We start from the raw sequence: 19,735 nt of genomic DNA, 5'->3' as shown, positions 1-19,735 counted from the left end.
AAATGAGATAAAACTACTTCAATAGTAGGCTATTGATTCGTTTTACATATGCTGCTGGATCTTCAGGTAAACCACCCTCCGCAATAACAGCCTGATCAAAAATCACATTCGCTAAGTCATCAAATTGCTCAGAACTTTCTAACTTTTTCACCAGTGGATGTTCAGGATTAATTTCAAGGGTAGGCTTAATCTCTGGAACTGCTTGTCCTGCTTGTTTAAGCATACGTACCAACTGAGGTGAGAGCTCACCCTCACTAGTTACTAAGCATGCTGGAGAATCCACTAAACGTGTAGTCACACGGACTTCTTTAGTTTTCTCTTTGAGTGAAGCACTCAAGCGATCGATGACAGGTTTAAACTGCTCAGCTGCCTCTTCAAGCGCTTTTTTCTCTTCAGCATCTTGTAAATCACCTAAGTCAACAGCACCCTTTGAAACATTCTGTAACGGCGTACCTTCGAACTCATGGACAAAATTCATCGCCCAATCATCAACACGATCTGCCATCAGCAATACTTCAATGCCTTTTTTCTTAAATACTTCAAGTTGAGGAGAGTTTTTAGCAGCATTCAAACTTTCAGCCGTCACATAATAAATAGCCTTCTGACCTTCTTTCATACGCGACTTGTAGTCAGCAAAAGACGTTACAACCTCATCATTAGTCGACGTTGCGTAACGCAATAATTTCAAAATGCGCTCACGATTACCAAAGTCTTCGCCTAGACCTTCTTTTAGTACAGATCCAAATTCCGCATAGAATTTTTTGAATTTCTCTTGATCTTTTTCATCTTCAGATTTAGCTAAACTATCTAATAAGGTTAATACACGGCGTGCATTCCCTTCACGAATAGTTTTAACATCACGGCTTTCTTGCAATAACTCTCGGCTGACGTTCAATGGCAAATCAGCACTATCCACAACACCTTGTACAAATCGTAAATAATTTGGAATCAAATTATCTGCTTCATCCATGATGAAAACACGTTTCACATATAGCTTAATGCCAGCTTTTGCTTCACGGGTAAATAAATCTTGTTTTGCTTGACTTGGGATATACAACAATTGCGTATATTCAGTACTTCCCTCAACTCGGTTATGTGCCCAAGCCAATGGTTCTGCAAAGTCGTGACTTAAATTTTTGTAAAACTCGATGTACTGTTCTTCAGTAATTTCACTCTTGCTACGTGTCCATAATGCACTCGCAGAGTTAATCACTTCCCATTCATCTGTTTTGACCATTTGACCACCTTTAGGCTCTTCGCCCTCAGCAGTCTCTTCCTCTTGCCAGACTTCTTTTTGCATTTCGATTGGCAAGCTAATATGGTCAGAATATTTATTAACGATTTGTTTTACTTTCCAAGATTCTAAATAATCCAGTGCATCATCACGTAGGTGCAAGATGATATCTGTACCGCGTGTTGCTTTATCAATGCTTTGAACCTCAAACTCACCTGTTCCACCACTAATCCAACGTACCGCTTCTGTTGAAGCTAAACCAGCACGACGAGATTCGACAGTGATTTTATCCGCAACAATAAAACCTGAATAAAAACCAACACCAAACTGACCGATCAATTGCGCATCTGCTTTCTGATCACCAGTCAGCTTAGACATAAAATCTTTTGTACCTGATTTTGCAATCGTACCTAAATTATCAATCGCTTCTTGTTGGCTTAGACCGATACCATTGTCTGAAATTGTAAGCGTTTTATTTTCTTTGTCTAAAGTCAGACGCACTCGTAAATTTGGATCATTTTCATAATATTCGGGATGATTAATTCCCTCAAAACGTAATTTATCACATGCATCTGATGCATTCGAAATGAGTTCACGTAAGAAAATTTCTGGGTTTGAATAGAGAGAATGCGTCACTAAATGCAATAACTGAGCAACTTCAGCTTGGAAACTATAATTTTGTGATGCTTGTTCACTCATAAATCACTCCTTATGTGTGAGGCTTATCAATTTGGAATGATCTATGAATGGTGTATAACTAAAATTTTTCAATCCTTAAAATGCAATTTTTTATCTAAATCACTCAAATTTACGTGAGCTAAAAAGGTCCCTGACTCAACACGCGATCTTGTAGGATACGATCAAGTTGTTGTTGTCTTTGTAAATACGCTTTACTCAAACACAATGTTTTCGCACCGCAACGATTACGCTGTTTCAACCATTGAAACTGCTTATCTTTTTCAGCATCACGCCCTCCCATTGGAAGAGCATGCAAGATAATTTGATAAGTTGTTGCCAACTTTACATCGGCATCATTTAATTCTCGTTGATTACAAATCTGATGTTCAACCGTTGATTTTGCTTGATGGCATGGAAAACTAGCAGCTTTCACAGATGACATAAATAATGGAAACAAAATAAACCCAATACACCCTAATTTAAATTTCATATCAAATTACACATAAATATAGTGAATTCTATTTATCATACGAGCAGTTTTTTTATTTTTATGTAGGTTTTTAATATAAAAAAAGCCCCACATAATGTGAGGCTTGCACAACTAGATGACTTAGAATTTATAGCTATAACCGAGGGTATAGACCATTGGATTCAAGTCTAATTTAAATTTAGTACCATCAACTAATTTAACTTTAGGGCTAATGTCTGCATAACGTGCATCAAAGTACACACCCCAGTTTTTCGCATCAGCAGGTTGGAAATTGAAACCTAACTGACCTGCAACACCGTATGCATTTTTTACGTCGTCCGCCACGCCTTTTTCATGCCATGCAATAAATGCTGTACCACCGACACCAATATAAGGAGTGAAACGAGTTGAATTTTTAAAATTATATTTTGCTGTAATTGTTGGTGGTAATTGGCGCACACTTGCAACCTTTTCACCATTTAATAAAACATCGTGATTAATAGGATTAGCTAATAACACTTCAGCAGAAAACGGTGTATCACCAAAGAAATATTCAACTGACGGTGTAAATGCAAATTCATGATCCCCTTTTACCGTAGCACCAGGTGCAAGCGTTGTATCTGCTGTTGGGTCAATTAAACTCGCACCCACTTTAATTTGAAAACCTCCTGCAAATGCAGTTGAAGATAACCCCAATAATGCGACCACTAAAACTTTCTTTAACATTTAAATAACCTCATTTAAAAAATTATGTTCTTGTCCAATATAATAAACACTAGTTCACATTATTATACAATAGAGATAAAATCCGACTATTTTAATTATTTATCTAATCCATTGAATAACAAAAAAATATAATTGTTAAAATATGTAATATAACTTTAATCCAAACCATTTAAGTCAAGATAAATACCTATAAAACCTAGCTATTTTGTCAGAATTAACCACTAATAAAGATAGATAAATTTATTTAAAAAAAATAGAATTTAATTCTACTTAAAAATAATAAATCCACAATTTTTAATATAAAGTCATCATTATTAAAATAGAATAAAAAAGAGACGAAAAATATCAAATGATTATTTTAAAATCAGTTAACCAAGATATTAAATAAATAAAATACGTAATTTAATTCACAAAAAATAAGGCCCTTAATCAGGACCTTTATTTAGAAAGATTATTATAGAATCATGGCTGCAATCCAGCCAAAGATCAAAAGAGGAATATTAAAATGAATAAATGTTGGAACGACCGTATCCCAAATATGATCATGTTGACCGTCCACACCTAAACCAGCCGTTGGTCCCAAAGTTGAATCCGATGCTGGAGATCCTGCATCTCCCAAAGCTGCGGCTGTACCGATCAATGCAATCGTCGCCAATGGTGAAAATCCAAATTGCACACACAACGGTACATAAATAACAGCCAATACAGGCACACTTGAAAAAGATGATCCAATCCCAATCGTAACAAATAAGCCGATAAATAACATCAGAAATGCAGCTAATGCATGATTATCACCAATGATATTGACCACACCATTTACCAATTGATTAATATCGCCTGTATGCGTCATGACTGATGCAAATCCAGCAGCAGAAATCATGATGAAGCCTACCAATGCCATCATCCGCATGCCTTGCACAAAAACATCATCCGCATCTTGCCATTTAAAAATTCCAGAAGCGGATAGCACAGCAAATCCAACCAATCCACCTAGAATCATAGAACCAGAATACAGTTGTGCAACCAGAGTCAGTACAATTGCAAGCAAAGCCATAAACATGGTTTTCTTAGAAATTGTCGGTACATTTTCTGCTTCATGTCGAAGCTCTTCAGCATCGGCTTTGAGATCATGCTCAACTTGAGATGTTGTTGTACGCAATGGTTTATCTAAATCAATAGTTTTTACCGTTGTGATTGTACGATCTACATATTCTCGTGGCTTACGGTAACTCACAAACACTGCCACAAGCGTACCAAGAACCATTCCTAAAACAGGAATAGCCATTCCAATCGGCATCATACTGCGTTCGACATGCAAACCATACGCTGCACCAATTTTGTTAATATTTCCCATCAAAATCTGTTCAAGGAAAATCGCACCAAAACCAACAGGCAGGAAAATATATGTTCCCACTAAACCAAGCGTTAGCACACATGCTGCCGCACGACGATCCAATTTTAGATGGTTCATGACTTTCAGCAATGGAGGTACCAGTACAGGGATAAAGGCGATATGAACTGGGATTAAGTTTTGCGAAAAGATTGCTGCAATTAACAAAATGGTTAATAAAAGATACTTCACCTTTTTTTCTTGATTTTTACTTGCTTCAAAGCCCAGTAAACCAATCAATTTATGCGCAAGTAAGTCAGGTAAACCTGATTTAGAAAGTGCTAAAGCAAACGCACCTAATACTGCATACGCTAAGGCAACTTCAGCACCATCACCTAAACCAGCATTAAATGCTTCCACAGTTTGGGAAAGACTCAAACCTGCAACTAAACCACCAACAATGGCTGAAATCACTAAAGTGAGAACAACAGAAACTCGTGCCAGTGACAGTATAAACATCACGGCAATCGCGATTACGACAGCATTCATGAAAAAAGTAGGAGCAAAAGAAAGGCGACATTCTAGCAGATTCATTGAGATGAAGCTGAAAATATCGCCGAATAAAGTGCGTAAATCTTATGTGATTTTTATTGTTAAATATCGTTCAATCTTAAGCAGCCTGACGCTGAATAAAACCACGAATAAGTTCAGCAATTTTCTCAGGTTGGCTGATGACAGCCCAATGATTCGCATCAAGTTCAGTATATTCGAACTTTTCAACCCACTTCGGCATAGACTCAGTAATATATTCTGGACTAACAAATGCATCATGACGCAATACAATTGCTTGTACTGGGCATTGCGCATAACGTTGGCGTGGTTGAGTTAAAGAAGGAATAAAGTTTGCACGATATAAGTTAATTCCGTATTTACCATCTGCAACAATATTTGCATTTAATGGTAAATCTTGTTTTTTCTCTAATCCATTCAAGATTTTGCCCCATTTTTCTGGACTGAAGAAAGTCCAAACTGTAGGTGCAATGAGTGGTAAATGGAATGCACCGATATACCATGATTTTGTCAGCATTTTCAGAACATTTGCTGGTGCTGATTTAAACTTTTCACGCAAATATAAAGAAGCATGATCTAAGCAAGGCCCAGAGATCGTTGTATAAGACAACAAACGACCTTTAAGTTTAGGCTCAGTTGCCGATTCCCAAGATTGTAATGAACCCCAATCATGGGCTGCCATATGAAAATTACGATTTGCTAAAACTTGATCTACCACTTCTTGTAAATCTAATGACAAACGCGGTAGACGATAGTCTTTGATACGTTTTGGAATAGAAGATAAACCTGCACCACGCACATCATAAGTTACAATAAAATAATGATTGACAAGCTTTTCAATAATTGGCTCCCAAACTTCCTGATTATCTGGATAACCATGTACTAAAACCAATGGTGTTTTTTTCTCATCGCCCCATGTCTTCACACACAGTGTTTGCTGATCAGAAGTTGTGACAGTTTTTACTTGTGGTTGCATAATTTTTCCCATTTTGTTTTCAAGTGGCTTGGTCAACTAAACAGCCATTGCCAGCGATACAATAAAAATGATATTTATGGAGTATGAATAGAGTTATCAGAAAAAAAATTGACCATGAAAAACTTTTTCAGAAAAATTCGAACCATTCCAGCCGTTTCAAAATTTATGATCAATCATTACTCACCCTATCGCGGTGCAGGAATAGCAATTGAAACGATTGATCTCGACAATTATTTCATTCGAATCAAAATGCCGCTTACTCGAAAAAATCGAAATATCGTTGGAACACATTTTGGTGGCAGCTTGTACTCTATGGTTGATCCCTTTTATATGCTTATTTTGATGCATCATTTGGGAAACAAATACATAGTGTGGGATAAAAGTGCTGCAATCAATTTTTTATCACCAGGTCGAAGCACTGTTTATGCTGATATACGGATCAGCGCAGACGAAATTAGCGAAATTAAACGATTAGCTGAAAATCACGAACCTGTACTTCGATCATATCCTTTAAATATTGTGGATGAAGCTGGTACTCGGATCGCAGAAGTCGAGAAAACCTTATACATTCGTAGAAAAAAGGCTAAAGCTACTACTTAATCTATACAGCTAGATAAAAAATGCCTGAGAGGAATCACAGGCATTTTTTATTACGAAATTAGAGATTATTTCTTTTCTTGGATGGCAGCACCTGCACCACCACCGATCGCACCACCTATTGCAGCACCAGAATCACCACCTAATAACGCTTTACCTACAACTGAACCAATACCTGCTCCAATAGCACTACTTGTAGTCGTACGGCTACTACCACCTTGGGTATTTGCCCCTACACCAGCACCAGCTGCTGCACCTACACCCGCACCTAGACCACCACCAACATGGTTACCAACACCACCACCTACTGCACCACCCAAGGCTGCTGCACCGATACGCTGGTCTGATGCACTCATATTTTGACAACCTGTAAACATAACCGTTGATATGACTAAAGCAGAAACAACACCAATTGTTTTTTTCATGACGGATACTCTCCTGTTCTGTATGTTAAAAATAATAATCTTCTTTTATGTGGACTTTGATCATGTTATGTAATTTGAGTTAGCTAATGCTTTAATATTTGTAAATTTAAACTCAATCTTAAACCAATAAAAAAAGCACCCGAAGGTGCTTTTTTTGAATCAACTCATAATTAGAATTGATCTGAATTTAACGCTTGACTAAACGCTTGATCAACTTCACTGAAATCATTGTGAAGTTCAAACTCAGCAGCTTCCGCTTCTTGACGACGACGTTCTAGGTGATACGCAAGACCTGTACCAGCAGGAATCAAACGACCAACAACAACGTTTTCTTTCAAGCCACGTAAATCATCTTCTTTACCTGTTACAGCAGCTTCAGTTAACACACGTGTTGTTTCCTGGAACGATGCAGCAGAGATGAACGAGTCAGTAGAAAGCGACGCTTTGGTAATACCCATCAATTGACGTTCAAACTTCGCAGGGAACTTGTTCTGAGCCAAGACAGCTTGGTTCTCTTGAACAACACGGATGTAATCCACTTGTTCGCCTTTAATAAAGCTTGTATCGCCACCATCAGTGATTTCAACTTTACGCAACATTTGACGTACGACGACTTCAATGTGCTTATCGTTGATTTTTACACCTTGGAGACGGTAAACGTCTTGAACTTCGTTCACGATGTAGTTTGTTAAAGCAACTTCGCCTTTCAAACGTAAGATGTCATGTGGGTTTTGTGGACCATCAGAAATGGTTTCACCACGGTTCACATGCTCACCCTCGAACACGTTGATTTGACGCCATTTAGGAATCAACTCTTCGTAGATCTCCGAACCATCATCAGGTGTGATCACTAAACGGTTCTTACCTTTGGTCTCTTTACCAAAGCTTACGATACCAGACACTTCTGCCAAAATCGCATGCTCTTTTGGTTTACGTGCTTCAAACAAGTCTGCAACGCGTGGAAGACCACCGGTAATATCACGAGTACGCGAAGATTCTTGTGGTACACGACCGATTACATCACCCACACCAATCGTTTCGCCATCACGGACAGTCACGATTGTATTTTGTGGCAAGAAGTAGAACTGTTCGCCGCCATCTGTTGTATCCAACACGATCGCAGGACGTAAATCTTTACCAGACGCAGGACGTGCTGTTACTGGCAAGATTTCAACAGTCGTCATACCTGTTGCATCATCAGTCTTAGAGGTTGCAGTTACACCATCAGCGATTTGGCTGAAACGTGCTTTACCCGCAACTTCTGTAACAAGTGGATGTGTATGTGGATCCCAAGTCGCTACGATACCGCCAGCTTCTACAGTCTCACCATCTTTCAACAAAATGCTGGCACCGTAAGGAAGTTTATAACGCTCGCGCTCACGACCTAAGTCATCCGCAATACCAATTTCACCTGAACGAGAAACTGAAACTAAGTGACCTTTGGCATGTTGTACAGTTTTCACATTGTGGAAACGTACAGTACCTTTGTTACGTACTTGAACGCTGTTCGCAGCAGAAGTTCGGCTCGCAGCACCACCAACGTGGAACGTACGCATCGTTAACTGTGTACCAGGTTCACCAATTGACTGAGCAGCCATTACACCGACTGATTCACCTGGATTCACCAAGTGACCACGTGCAAGGTCACGACCATAACAACGAGCACACACACCGAATGTAGATTCACATGCAATTACTGAGCGTACTTTAACTTCATCGACACCCGCTTCTTCAAGCTGAGCTGCGATTTTCTCGTCAATTAACGTACCGCGAGGTAATACAACTTCGTCATCAGATGCACGACGTACATCTTCAGCCGTTACACGACCTAATACGCGGTCACGTAATGGCTCGATGACATCACCACCTTGAATGAATGGAGTCATCACTAAACCACCCGCTGTACCACAGTCAGGTTCAGTAATTACTAAGTCTTGTGCTACATCTACTAGACGACGAGTCAAGTAACCAGAGTTTGCTGTTTTTAAAGCTGTATCGGCCAAACCTTTACGCGCACCGTGTGTTGAAATGAAGTACTGAAGTACTGTCAAACCTTCACGGAAGTTTGCTTTAATCGGTGTCTCAATGATCGAACCATCTGGCTTAGCCATCAAACCACGCATACCCGCTAACTGACGAATCTGAGCTGCCGAACCACGGGCACCTGAGTCAGACATCATGTAGATACTGTTGAATGATTTTTGCTTCTCGTCTTCACCTTGCTTGTTTTTAACAAGTGTGTAAGACAAGTTATCCATCATTGCTTTCGCAACTTGGTCATTGGTACGCGCCCAAATATCGACCACTTTGTTATAGCGCTCACCCGCAGTTACGAAACCTTGCTCAAACTGTTGTTCGATTTCACGAACTTCTGTTTCAGCTTTGTCAATAATGACTTGTTTCGTTGGTGGGATCAGCATGTCTTCCATACCAACAGATACACCTGAGCGCGTCGCTTGACGGAAGCCCAAATACATCAATTGGTCAGCGAAGATAACAGTATCTTTCAAACCAAGCTTACGGTAGCAAGAGTTGATTAACTTAGAGATGTTCTTTTTAGTCATCTCAAGGTTGATCATATCAAAGCTTAAACCTTGTGGAACAACTTCCCAAAGTAAGCAACGACCTGGAGTTGTATCAACGATGATCGTTTGCTGTTCACGTTCACCATTATCATTAATCACAGTTTGGTGTACACGTACTTTTACACGTGCGTGAATCGCTACTTTACCCGTTGCCAATGCGCGGTTTACTTCGTGAGTATCCGCAAACACCATGCCTTCACCTTTGGCATTTACTGCATCACGTGTGATGTAGTAAAGACCCAATACAACGTCCTGAGAAGGAACGATGATTGGCTCACCGTTGGCTGGCGACAAGATGTTGTTTGTTGACATCATCAATGCACGAGCTTCAAGCTGCGCTTCCAATGTCAATGGAACGTGTACCGCCATTTGGTCACCATCGAAGTCGGCGTTAAACGCAGCACATACGAGTGGGTGAAGACGGATCGCCTTACCTTCAATCAGAATCGGTTCAAATGCTTGAAGACCTAAACGGTGAAGTGTTGGCGCACGGTTCAACATCACTGGATGTTGACGAATTACAGAAGCAAGAACGTCCCAAACCTCTGGAGTCTCACGCTCAACCATTTTCTTCGCAGCTTTAATGGTTGTTGCTTGACCAGATGCTTGTAGCTTCGCGAAAATAAATGGTTTGAATAATTCAAGCGCCATTTTCTTCGGAAGACCACATTGGTGAAGACGTAAAGTAGGACCTACGGTAATTACCGAACGACCAGAATAGTCAACACGTTTACCAAGTAAGTTTTGACGGAAACGACCTTGTTTACCTTTGATCATATCAGCCAAAGATTTCAATGGACGTTTGTTCGAACCTGTAATCGCACGACCACGACGACCGTTATCAAGCAATGCATCAACAGACTCTTGTAACATACGTTTTTCGTTACGTACGATAATGTCTGGTGCAGCAAGATCAAGAAGACGTTTCAAACGGTTGTTACGGTTAATCACACGACGATATAGATCGTTTAAGTCTGAAGTCGCGAAACGACCACCTTCAAGTGGTACAAGCGGACGTAAGTCTGGTGGAAGTACTGGAAGTACATTCATCACCATCCATTCAGGCTTATTGTTTGATTCTTTGAATGCTTCCATCAACTTCAAACGTTTAGACGCTTTTTTAAGTTTCGTCTCTGAAGTCGTTTGTGGAATCTCTTCACGTAAACGAGCAATTTCAGCTTCAAGATCGATGTCTTTCAACAAGTCTTGAACAGCTTCTGCACCCATTTTCGCTGTGAATTCATCACCGTGCTCTTCAAGTGCATTGTAGTATTCTTCATCCGTTAAAAGTTGATACTTTTCAAACGGAGTCATACCAGGATCAGTAACGACATAAGATTCGAAATATAATACGCGCTCGATATCACGTAATGTCATATCAAGAAGTAAACCAATACGGCTCGGTAATGATTTCAAGAACCAAATGTGTGCAACTGGAGAAGCAAGTTCAATGTGACCCATACGTTCACGACGAACTTTAGCAGTCGTTACTTCAACGCCACATTTTTCACAAATGACGCCTTTATATTTCATACGCTTGTATTTACCACACAAGCATTCGTAATCTTTTACTGGACCAAAGATTTTGGCACAGAACAAACCGTCACGTTCAGGTTTAAAAGTACGGTAGTTAATGGTTTCAGGCTTTTTAACTTCACCGTGAGACCATGACTTAATCATCTCTGGTGACGCAAGACCAATACGGATACGGTCAAATTCAATCGGTGCATGACCTTCTGAATCCGTTTTCTTACGCATGATATCGAGCAAGTCTTTCAATTTTTTTCTCCGTGTGTCAGGAAGCTAGGCTTACCTGACTGGGTCACAAATATTGTTTTTTAACTGAACAACCCTCCCTCAACCTCTCCTTTTCTCAGGAGGGAAGCCCCCACCCTTTTCGAGTGGAAACTAGGAGAATTAATGGCTAATTAGTCACCATTTTTCAGTTCAATGTTGATACCTAAAGAACGGATCTCTTTGGTCAATACGTTGAACGATTCAGGCATACCCGGATCCATATAATGGTTTCCATCTACAATGTTCTTATAGATGCGTGTACGACCTTCGACGTCATCCGACTTCACAGTGAGCATTTCTTGGAGGGTATATGCTGCACCATATGCTTCAAGTGCCCATACTTCCATCTCACCGAAACGCTGACCACCGAATTGTGCTTTACCACCAAGCGGTTGTTGTGTCACAAGTGAGTAAGAACCAGTTGAACGTGCATGCATCTTATCGTCAACCAAGTGGTTCAACTTAAGCATGTACATGTAACCGACAGTTACTGGACGATCAAACTGTTCACCTGTACGTCCATCAAACAAGATTTGTTGACCAGAACGTGGTAACTCTGCAAGCTCAAGTAACTCTTTGATTTGTGACTCTTCAGCACCATCAAATACTGGAGTTGCCAAAGGCACACCAGCACGTAAATTACCTGCAAGCTTAAAGATCTCTTCGTCAGTTAGTGTGTCAAGCTGTTCTTGCTCACCACCCACTTTATTATAAATCTTGTCAAGGAATGAACGTAACTCGGCAATTGTACGTTGTTGTTTGAGCATTTTATCAATCTGCTCACCCAAACCTTTTGCTGCCATACCTAAGTGAGTTTCAAGAATCTGACCCACGTTCATACGCGATGGTACACCGAGTGGGTTCAATACGATATCAACTGGCACACCATTGGCATCATGTGGCATATCTTCAACTGGTAAGATGTTTGATACAACACCCTTGTTACCGTGACGACCCGCCATCTTATCACCAGGTTGGATTCGACGTTTAACTGCTAGGTAAACCTTAACAACTTTCAATACACCAGTTGTTAACTCATCCCCTGTAGAAAGTTTACGTTTCTTCTCAGCAAATTTTTCATCAATTTCATGGCTCTTTTCTTTCAAGAACACTTGAATTTGAGTTAAACGCTCAGCAATTGCTTCATCTGTTGGTTGGATTTCAAGTAGATCAACTAACTCTAGACCAGACAACATATCTTCTGAAAGCTTCTCACCACGTTTAGTCGAACCACCACCGTTAGATTCTTGACCTTTCAACAAACGAACAATACGCTCACGTGCTGCTTCTTCGAAGATTTTGTATTCTTCTTTCAAGTCTTTACGGTATGCATCAAGCTGAGCTTTCTCAATTGCTTGCGCACGTTCATCTTTTTCTAAACCATCACGTGTGAAGACTTGAACGTCAATCACTGTACCTTTAGTGCCTGACGGAACACGTAAAGATGAATCTTTTACGTCAGCCGCTTTTTCACCAAAGATTGCACGAAGTAGTTTTTCTTCAGGTGTTAACTGAGTTTCACCTTTAGGTGTTACCTTACCAACCAGAATATCACCTGCAGTAACTTCAGCACCGATATAAACAATACCTGACTCATCAAGTTTAGACAGTGCAGCTTCACCGACGTTAGGAATATCAGCAGTAATTTCTTCTGCACCTAACTTAGTATCACGCGCTACACATGACAATTCTTGAATATGAATCGACGTTAAACGGTCTTCTTGAAGCACACGCTCAGAAAGTAAGATCGAGTCTTCATAGTTATAACCGTTCCATGTCATGAACGCGACGCGCATGTTTTGACCTAGCGCAAGTTCACCCATGTCAGTCGATGGACCGTCAGCCAAAATATCGCCACGAGCAACTTTGTCGCCCAAGTTTACGATGACATTTTGGTTAATACATGTATTTTGGTTTGAACGTGTATATTTGATCAGGTTGTAAATATCTACACCTGCTTCACCTGCAATCATTTCATCTTCGTTCACACGAATAACGATACGAGATGCATCAACATATTCAATTACACCACCACGACCCGCGATCACACATACACCTGAGTCGCGTGCTACGTTTGCTTCCATACCCGTACCGACAAGTGGTTTGTCAGCACGAAGTGTAGGAACAGCCTGACGTTGCATGTTCGAACCCATCAATGCACGGTTTGCGTCATCGTGTTCAAGGAATGGAATTAATGACGCTGCAACAGAAACAACCTGCTGTGCAGAAACGTCCATATGTGTTACGCGCTCAGGCGACATACGTACGAATTCACCTTGATGACGTACAGAAACCATTTCTTCAGTCAAGTTGCCATCTTTATCCACTGCTGAGTCGGCTTGTGCAATGACAGTGCCTACTTCTTCAATTGCAGATAAATATTCAACTTCATCTGTCACACGACCGTCTACAACCTTACGGTATGGTGTTTCCAAGAAACCGAAGTCATTCGCTTTTGCATAGACAGAAAGCGAGTTGATCAAACCAATGTTTGGACCTTCAGGTGTTTCAATTGGACAAACACGACCATAGTGAGTTTGATGTACGTCACGCACTTCGAAGCCTGCGCGTTCACGTGTCAAACCACCAGGACCAAGCGCAGACACACGACGTTTATGTGTAATCTCAGATAATGGGTTGTTTTGGTCCATGAACTGAGATAACTGGCTTGAACCAAAGAATTCTTTGATTGCCGCAGCAACTGGTTTCGCGTTGATTAAATCTTGTGGAGACAAGTTATCAGTTTCAGCTTGGCTTAAACGCTCTTTCACAGCACGTTCAACACGAACCAAACCAACACGGAATTGGTTTTCTGTCATTTCACCAACAGAACGTACGCGACGGTTACCCAAGTGATCGATATCGTCGACTTCACCTTTACCATTGCGGATCTCCACCAATGTACGAAGTACATCAATGATATCGTCATGCGATAAAATACCTTCAACTTCACGTGACTTCTGATCAGTACCCACTTCGTAAGGACGACCCAAACGACGGTTAAACTTCATACGACCTACTGGAGAAAGGTCATAACGTTCAGAAGAGAAGAATAAGTTATTAAATAAGTTCTCTGCTGCTTCTTTTGTCGGTGGTTCACCTGGACGCATTACTTTATAGATTTCAACAAGCGCTTCTTCACGACCTGTTGTTGTATCTGCACGTAATGTATCTGCAATGAACGAACCACGATCGATGTCATTAGTGAATAGGATGTTAAATTGTTTAACACCACCTTCAGCCAATTTCACCATAATTTCATGGCTAAGTACGGTATTTGCAGGAATCACATCACCACTTTTCAGTGTGATATCTTCAGCTGTAATACGTTCATATAAATATTCATCAGGTACAGAAAGCTTAGCTAAGTTAGCTGCTTCCATTTGGCGTACATGACGTGCATTAATACGCTTACCTTGTTCAACGATTGCTTTACCATCATTGTCCAAGATATCAAATTGCGCCATTTCACCACGTAAGCGATCTGGAACGAGGTCAATTTGATAGCTACCCATATCAAGATATACAGGTACTTTTTCATAGAACAAATTCAAGATTTGTTCATTGCTATAATTTAAAGCACGTAAGATCACAGTCGCCAACAATTTACGACGACGGTCAATACGTACGAAAACTAAATCTTTTGCATCGAATTCAAAATCTAACCATGAACCACGGTAAGGAATGATACGTGCTGAATACAACACTTTACCGCTTGAGTGTGTTTTACCCTTATCATGATCAAAGAATACGCCTGGTGAACGGTGTAATTGAGATACGATTACACGTTCAGTACCGTTAATAACGAAAGTACCGTTGTCGGTCATGAGCGGCATTTCGCCCATGTACACTTCTTGTTCACGAACATCTTTGATTGATTTCGTTTCGCGATCTTTAATGATCAAACGAATTTTTACACGCATTGGTGCCGCATAAGTCGAACCACGTAAAATACATTCACGCACGTCAAACTCGGGTTTACCAAGGCTATACTCAACAAATTCTAAAGCAGCATTGCCAGAATAACTTTCAATAGGAAAAACTGAACGAAATGCGGCTTGGAGACCGATATCTTCGCGATTTTTTGGAGTTTTACCACCTTGTAAGAATGTACGATACGAATCGACCTGAATCGAAAGTAAGTACGGTGCTTCCATTACGTGGGGCAATTTACCAAAATTCTTACGGATCCGTTTCTTTTCGGTATATGAGTATGCCATCTGGAGTCCTCGGAAAGTAAACTAAGCCCGCCTGCAGAACGGGCCTAGAAGGAATTACGCAGGCCGATATGGCCACCACTGTTTACAAATGCTGCAATTTTTAGTGGTATCAAAACGCTTAACAATATTTTTATAAGCAAAAAAATATTGGTAAGCATTTGATTTTATTTGTTTTCTATAAAAATCTGCACAAAATATGCAAAACTAACAAAAAACGAGCCGATTATTGTAACGCAAAAAGGCTGATGACCCAAGAGCCATCAGCCATTTTTTGGAGCCGATTATAAAAAAATCGACTCCCTACAGAATTACTTAAGTGTAACTGTAGCACCAGCTTCTTCAAGCTTCTTCTTAAGCTCTTCGCCTTCTTCTTTAGAAACAGCTTCTTTAAGAACAGCTGGAGCGCCTTCAACAAGGTCTTTAGCTTCTTTAAGACCAAGACCAGTAGCTTCACGAACTGCTTTAATTACAGCAACTTTGTTAGCACCGAAAGAAGTCAACTCAACGTTGAATTCAGTTTGTTCTTCAGCAGCAGCAGCGCCAGCGCCTGGAGCAGCAGCAACAGCTACAGCAGCAGCAGATACGTTAAATTTTTCTTCGAAAGCAGAAATTAATTCAACAAGTTCAAGAACTGTTTTTTCAGCAACTGCGTTTAAGATTTCTTCGTTTGTTAAAGCCATGAGAATAACTCCAAATGGATATTGAATGGTGTGAAAATAGAATTAAGCTGCTTCTGACTCGTTTTTCTCTTTGAGCGCTGTAATGAGGCGACCCAATTTCGAAATAGGAGCTTGAAGAACAGACGCGAGCATAGTAAGCGCTTTTTCTTGGTTCGGAAGGTTTGCAATCACGCTAACGTCAGCACCTTGATAAACCTTGCCATCAAATGCAGCAGCTTTAAGTTCAAATGCTTTGTTAGTTTTCGCAAATTCTTCGAACAAGCGTGCAGCTGCACCCATGTCATCTTCAGAAGTAGAGAAACCGAGAATGGTTGGGCCAACAAGGTTGTCATTTAAGATATCGAATTGAGTACCTTCTAATGCGCGCTTAGCCAAAGTGTTACGAACGATACGAGTCGTCACACCTAACTTACGAGCTTCAACACGAAGTGTTGTTAATTGCTCTACGCTTGAACCTTGATAGTTAGCCACAACAACAGAAAACGCTTTAGAAGCAACTTCGCTTACTTCTGCAACGATCTGTTTTTTGCCTTCGATAAGAAGAGCCATTGTAAAACCTCCTAACGGTGATTTATGCATCTATAAAGATGCACTCCCAATTCGTAAGCCTTTCGACTTACACGTGGAGGAGGAACAAATCACACCACCACGTCTACTCAGGCTGGTAGATTAAGAAAAATGTTCGAAAACACTTCTCACCTGAGGTCTTTGACGCTGATAAATATTCATTTATCAATTCAAAGTTTGCTCAAACTCTTTAAAAAAAAGAGTCTGAGGCTTTAAAATTCTGTCTAATTACTTAGAAACGTTGTTTACGTCAACAGTAAGACCAGGACCCATAGTTGAGCTTAAAGTGATCTTTTTAACGTATACACCTTTAGAAGTAGCAGGCTTTAATTTTTTCAAGTCTGCAATTAAAGTTTCAACGTTTTGACGTACAGCTTCTTCGCTAAAGCCAAGCTGACCAATCGCAGCGTGGATGATACCCGCTTTGTCAACACGGTAACGTGCTTGACCAGATTTAGCATTTTTAACTGCGTTAGCAACGTCTGGAGTAACCGTACCCACTTTCGGGTTTGGCATTAAACCACGTGGACCAAGAATAGTACCAAGCTTACCAACAACGCGCATTGCGTCAGGAGCAGCAATTACTACGTCAAAATCAAGGTTTCCACCTTGAATGCTTTCAGCAAGATCATCAAAACCAACGATATCAGCGCCAGCAGCTTTCGCAGCTTCAGCAGCAGCACCTTGAGCAAATACTGCAACACGTACAGTTTTACCTGTACCTGCTGGTAAAGTAGTCGCACCACGAACAACCTGATCAGATTTACGTGGATCTACGCCAAGGTTTACAGCGATATCTAAAGATTCTTTGAACTTCGCAGCTGGAAGGCTGTTAAGAACTTGTACTGCTTCTTCCAAAGTATAAACTTTGTTTGCTTCTACAGCAGCAGCAATGGCTTTTTGACGTTTAGTTAACTTTGCCATGTCTTATAGCTCCACTTCCAAGCCCATAGAACGTGCAGAACCAGCAATGGTACGCACACGAGCGTCTAAATCAGCACCAGTTAAATCTGGTTCTTTAGTAGTCGCAATCTCTTCTAATTGAGCACGAGTCAACTTACCAACTTTAGTTTTGTTAGGTACAGAAGAACCCTTTTGAATACCAGCAGCTTTCTTAAGAAGAATAGATGCAGGTGGAGTTTTCATGATGAAAGTGAACGACTTATCGTTGTACACAGTGATCACGACAGGAATTGGCAAACCAACTTCAAGTTTTTGTGTAGCAGCATTGAATTCTTTACAGAATGCCATGATGTTTACACCACGTTGACCTAAAGCAGGACCAATTGGTGGAGATGGATTCGCTTTACCAGCTGGAACTTGCAGCTTGATATAGCCGTCAATCTTCTTAGCCATTGAAATTACCTCTGGGTACAGACGCCGTTAGGCTCCCCAAAAAAATAAGTAACGCCGAAACATTACAACAACAATGCCCGATCAAATCGGGCGCTTTTCAAACAACTGAAATTAAACTGTTTTTTCGACTTGTCGAAATTCAAGTTCAACTTGAGTTGGTCGATTAAATACATTAATCGTCAACGTTAAACGTGACTTTTCGTACTGAACTTCCTCCACGACTCCTTTAAAGTCAGTGAACGGACCATCAATAACGAGCAATTCTTCACCTGGTTCAAACATCGTCTTAGGACGCGGTGCCTCACCAGTATTACGTACACGAGCAAGAATCGCATCAGCTTCACGTTGTGTGATTGGCGCTGGTTTTTCTGGCGTACCACCGATAAAACCAAGAACCTTTGGACATTCTTTTACAATGTGCCAAGTATCATCATTCATTTCCATTTCGACTAACACATAGCCTGGAAAGAATTTACGTTCAGATTTACGTTTCTTACCATCCTTCATTTCAACTACTTCTTCAGTAGGAACCAGGACTTCACCAAAGCTGTCAGCTACCGTGCTACGTTGAATACGTTCATTAAGCGAACGCAACACTTGTTTTTCAAAGCCCGAATAGGCATGAATAATATACCAACGTTTCATGGCGCTCTTACCCGATAATTAACTTAATAAACCAACCTAACCCATAATCAAAGCACCACAACACTAGAGATGCAATAATTACTACCAAGAGCACCTGCCACGAAGTGGTGATCGTCTCTTGTTTCGTCGGCCAAGTCACTCGACGCAGTTCAATTCGTGCATCTTGCAACAAGCGCACAAAGCCTTTACCTTGATGGGTGGCGTATAATAAACCTAAAGCGACAACGATACAAGCCAAAATTACCCCAACGCGCACCCAAATATCATTTGCAGGCGCCCAATAGGCAGGTAAATGCTGATTTACCAATGCAGAACCGATTAGCAAAGCAATAGCAACCAACCACAGGACAGCATCCAATGGCGAACCTGAACTTACAACTTCTGCATTATTTCTTTGAGGGATTGGCGCGTCGCTTAATGCGTCACGCGATTTATCATTCGACATTTTTTTACTCGTCGTTGAATTCGCGACTTATTATATGACAACTTAGCCAGAATCAAGCTTTTTTATTTAAAAAAAGTGGCAGGCCAGGAGGGACTCGAACCCCCAACATTCGGTTTTGGAGACCGACGCTCTACCAATTGAACTACTGACCTATTAAGCAAATCGAAAGCCGAAGCTTCCGATTTGAGTGTAACACAGTATTGGGCTTATGCAGTTACTTTAGCAACAACACCAGCACCTACAGTACGACCACCTTCACGGATCGCAAAACGTAGACCTGGGTCCATTGCGATCGGGTGGATTAACTCTACTGACATTTCTACGTTGTCACCAGGCATTACCATTTCTACGCCATCTTGTAATTTGATCGCGCCAGTTACGTCAGTTGTACGGAAGTAGAACTGTGGACGGTAACCGTTAAGGAATGGAGTATGA

Annotated in this window: 16 protein-coding genes and 1 tRNA gene; 1 reads left to right on the top strand and 16 read right to left on the bottom strand. The window is 40.7% G+C overall.

Annotated elements, in window-relative coordinates:
* Positions 1-13: 13 nt before the first annotated feature.
* The 5 genes from htpG to F948_RS00570 all read right to left on the bottom strand — a co-directional run bounded on the left by htpG (position 14) and on the right by F948_RS00570 (position 5,983).
* A complete protein-coding gene (gene htpG / locus F948_RS00590) occupies positions 14-1,933 on the bottom strand; it encodes a molecular chaperone HtpG (protein ID WP_004916915.1) in 1,920 nt (639 codons plus the stop codon).
* A 118-nt stretch (positions 1,934-2,051) separates the two neighbouring features.
* Positions 2,052-2,402 carry a lysozyme inhibitor LprI family protein gene (locus F948_RS00585; RefSeq protein ID WP_004916918.1) on the bottom strand — a complete coding sequence of 117 codons (351 nt, stop codon included), beginning with the start codon at positions 2,400-2,402 and terminating at the stop codon, positions 2,052-2,054.
* Between the two features lie 120 nt (positions 2,403-2,522).
* Entirely contained in the window at positions 2,523-3,107 is a 585-nt protein-coding gene (locus F948_RS00580) for an OmpW/AlkL family protein (protein WP_004916920.1), read from the bottom strand.
* Positions 3,108-3,561: 454 nt separating this feature from the next.
* Entirely contained in the window at positions 3,562-4,986 is a 1,425-nt protein-coding gene (locus F948_RS00575; RefSeq protein ID WP_026057408.1) for a Na+/H+ antiporter family protein, read from the bottom strand.
* A gap of 121 nt (positions 4,987-5,107) precedes the next feature.
* On the bottom strand, positions 5,108-5,983 hold the full coding sequence (locus tag F948_RS00570; protein WP_004958573.1) for an alpha/beta fold hydrolase: 876 nt from the start codon (positions 5,981-5,983) through the stop codon (positions 5,108-5,110).
* 114 nt (positions 5,984-6,097) lie between these two features.
* On the opposite strand from F948_RS00570, the gene F948_RS00565 reads away from it, so the two are divergent.
* A complete protein-coding gene (locus tag F948_RS00565; RefSeq protein ID WP_004958571.1) occupies positions 6,098-6,583 on the top strand; it encodes a DUF4442 domain-containing protein in 486 nt (161 codons plus the stop codon).
* A 65-nt stretch (positions 6,584-6,648) separates the two neighbouring features.
* On the opposite strand, the gene F948_RS00560 is transcribed toward F948_RS00565, so the two are convergent.
* From F948_RS00560 to F948_RS16605, 11 genes are all read right to left on the bottom strand, one after another.
* Positions 6,649-7,005 carry a hypothetical protein gene (locus tag F948_RS00560; RefSeq protein WP_004916926.1) on the bottom strand — a complete coding sequence of 119 codons (357 nt, stop codon included), beginning with the start codon at positions 7,003-7,005 and terminating at the stop codon, positions 6,649-6,651.
* Between the two features lie 170 nt (positions 7,006-7,175).
* Positions 7,176-11,369 (bottom strand): DNA-directed RNA polymerase subunit beta', encoded by a 4,194-nt coding sequence (gene rpoC, locus F948_RS00555; RefSeq protein ID WP_004958568.1) that lies wholly within the window; start codon positions 11,367-11,369, stop codon positions 7,176-7,178.
* 149 nt (positions 11,370-11,518) lie between these two features.
* Positions 11,519-15,607, bottom strand: a complete 4,089-nt coding sequence (gene rpoB / locus F948_RS00550) for a DNA-directed RNA polymerase subunit beta (RefSeq protein ID WP_004958566.1) — start codon at positions 15,605-15,607, stop codon at positions 11,519-11,521.
* A gap of 308 nt (positions 15,608-15,915) precedes the next feature.
* Positions 15,916-16,287, bottom strand: coding sequence for a 50S ribosomal protein L7/L12 (gene rplL, locus F948_RS00545; RefSeq protein ID WP_004916934.1), 372 nt, complete (start codon positions 16,285-16,287; stop codon positions 15,916-15,918).
* Positions 16,288-16,329: 42 nt separating this feature from the next.
* On the bottom strand, positions 16,330-16,836 hold the full coding sequence (gene rplJ / locus F948_RS00540; RefSeq protein ID WP_004916937.1) for a 50S ribosomal protein L10: 507 nt from the start codon (positions 16,834-16,836) through the stop codon (positions 16,330-16,332).
* A gap of 246 nt (positions 16,837-17,082) precedes the next feature.
* Positions 17,083-17,778 (bottom strand): 50S ribosomal protein L1, encoded by a 696-nt coding sequence (gene rplA, locus F948_RS00535; protein WP_004916940.1) that lies wholly within the window; start codon positions 17,776-17,778, stop codon positions 17,083-17,085.
* A gap of 3 nt (positions 17,779-17,781) precedes the next feature.
* Positions 17,782-18,210, bottom strand: coding sequence for a 50S ribosomal protein L11 (rplK, locus tag F948_RS00530; protein ID WP_004637639.1), 429 nt, complete (start codon positions 18,208-18,210; stop codon positions 17,782-17,784).
* A gap of 111 nt (positions 18,211-18,321) precedes the next feature.
* Positions 18,322-18,855 carry a transcription termination/antitermination protein NusG gene (gene nusG / locus F948_RS00525; protein ID WP_004916944.1) on the bottom strand — a complete coding sequence of 178 codons (534 nt, stop codon included), beginning with the start codon at positions 18,853-18,855 and terminating at the stop codon, positions 18,322-18,324.
* A 7-nt stretch (positions 18,856-18,862) separates the two neighbouring features.
* Positions 18,863-19,300 carry a preprotein translocase subunit SecE gene (gene secE / locus F948_RS00520; RefSeq protein WP_004674339.1) on the bottom strand — a complete coding sequence of 146 codons (438 nt, stop codon included), beginning with the start codon at positions 19,298-19,300 and terminating at the stop codon, positions 18,863-18,865.
* 76 nt (positions 19,301-19,376) lie between these two features.
* Positions 19,377-19,452: transfer RNA gene (locus tag F948_RS00515), tRNA-Trp, on the bottom strand.
* Positions 19,453-19,506: 54 nt separating this feature from the next.
* Positions 19,507-19,735 (bottom strand): EF-Tu C-terminal domain-related protein (locus F948_RS16605; protein WP_004958561.1); only part of this gene is annotated, 229 nt, incomplete at its 5' end.

Origin of the sequence: Acinetobacter junii CIP 64.5 (assembly GCF_000368765.1) — a bacterium.
GTDB classification, from domain to species: domain Bacteria; phylum Pseudomonadota; class Gammaproteobacteria; order Pseudomonadales; family Moraxellaceae; genus Acinetobacter; species Acinetobacter junii.
This window is presented reverse-complemented; position numbering and strand designations above follow the sequence as displayed.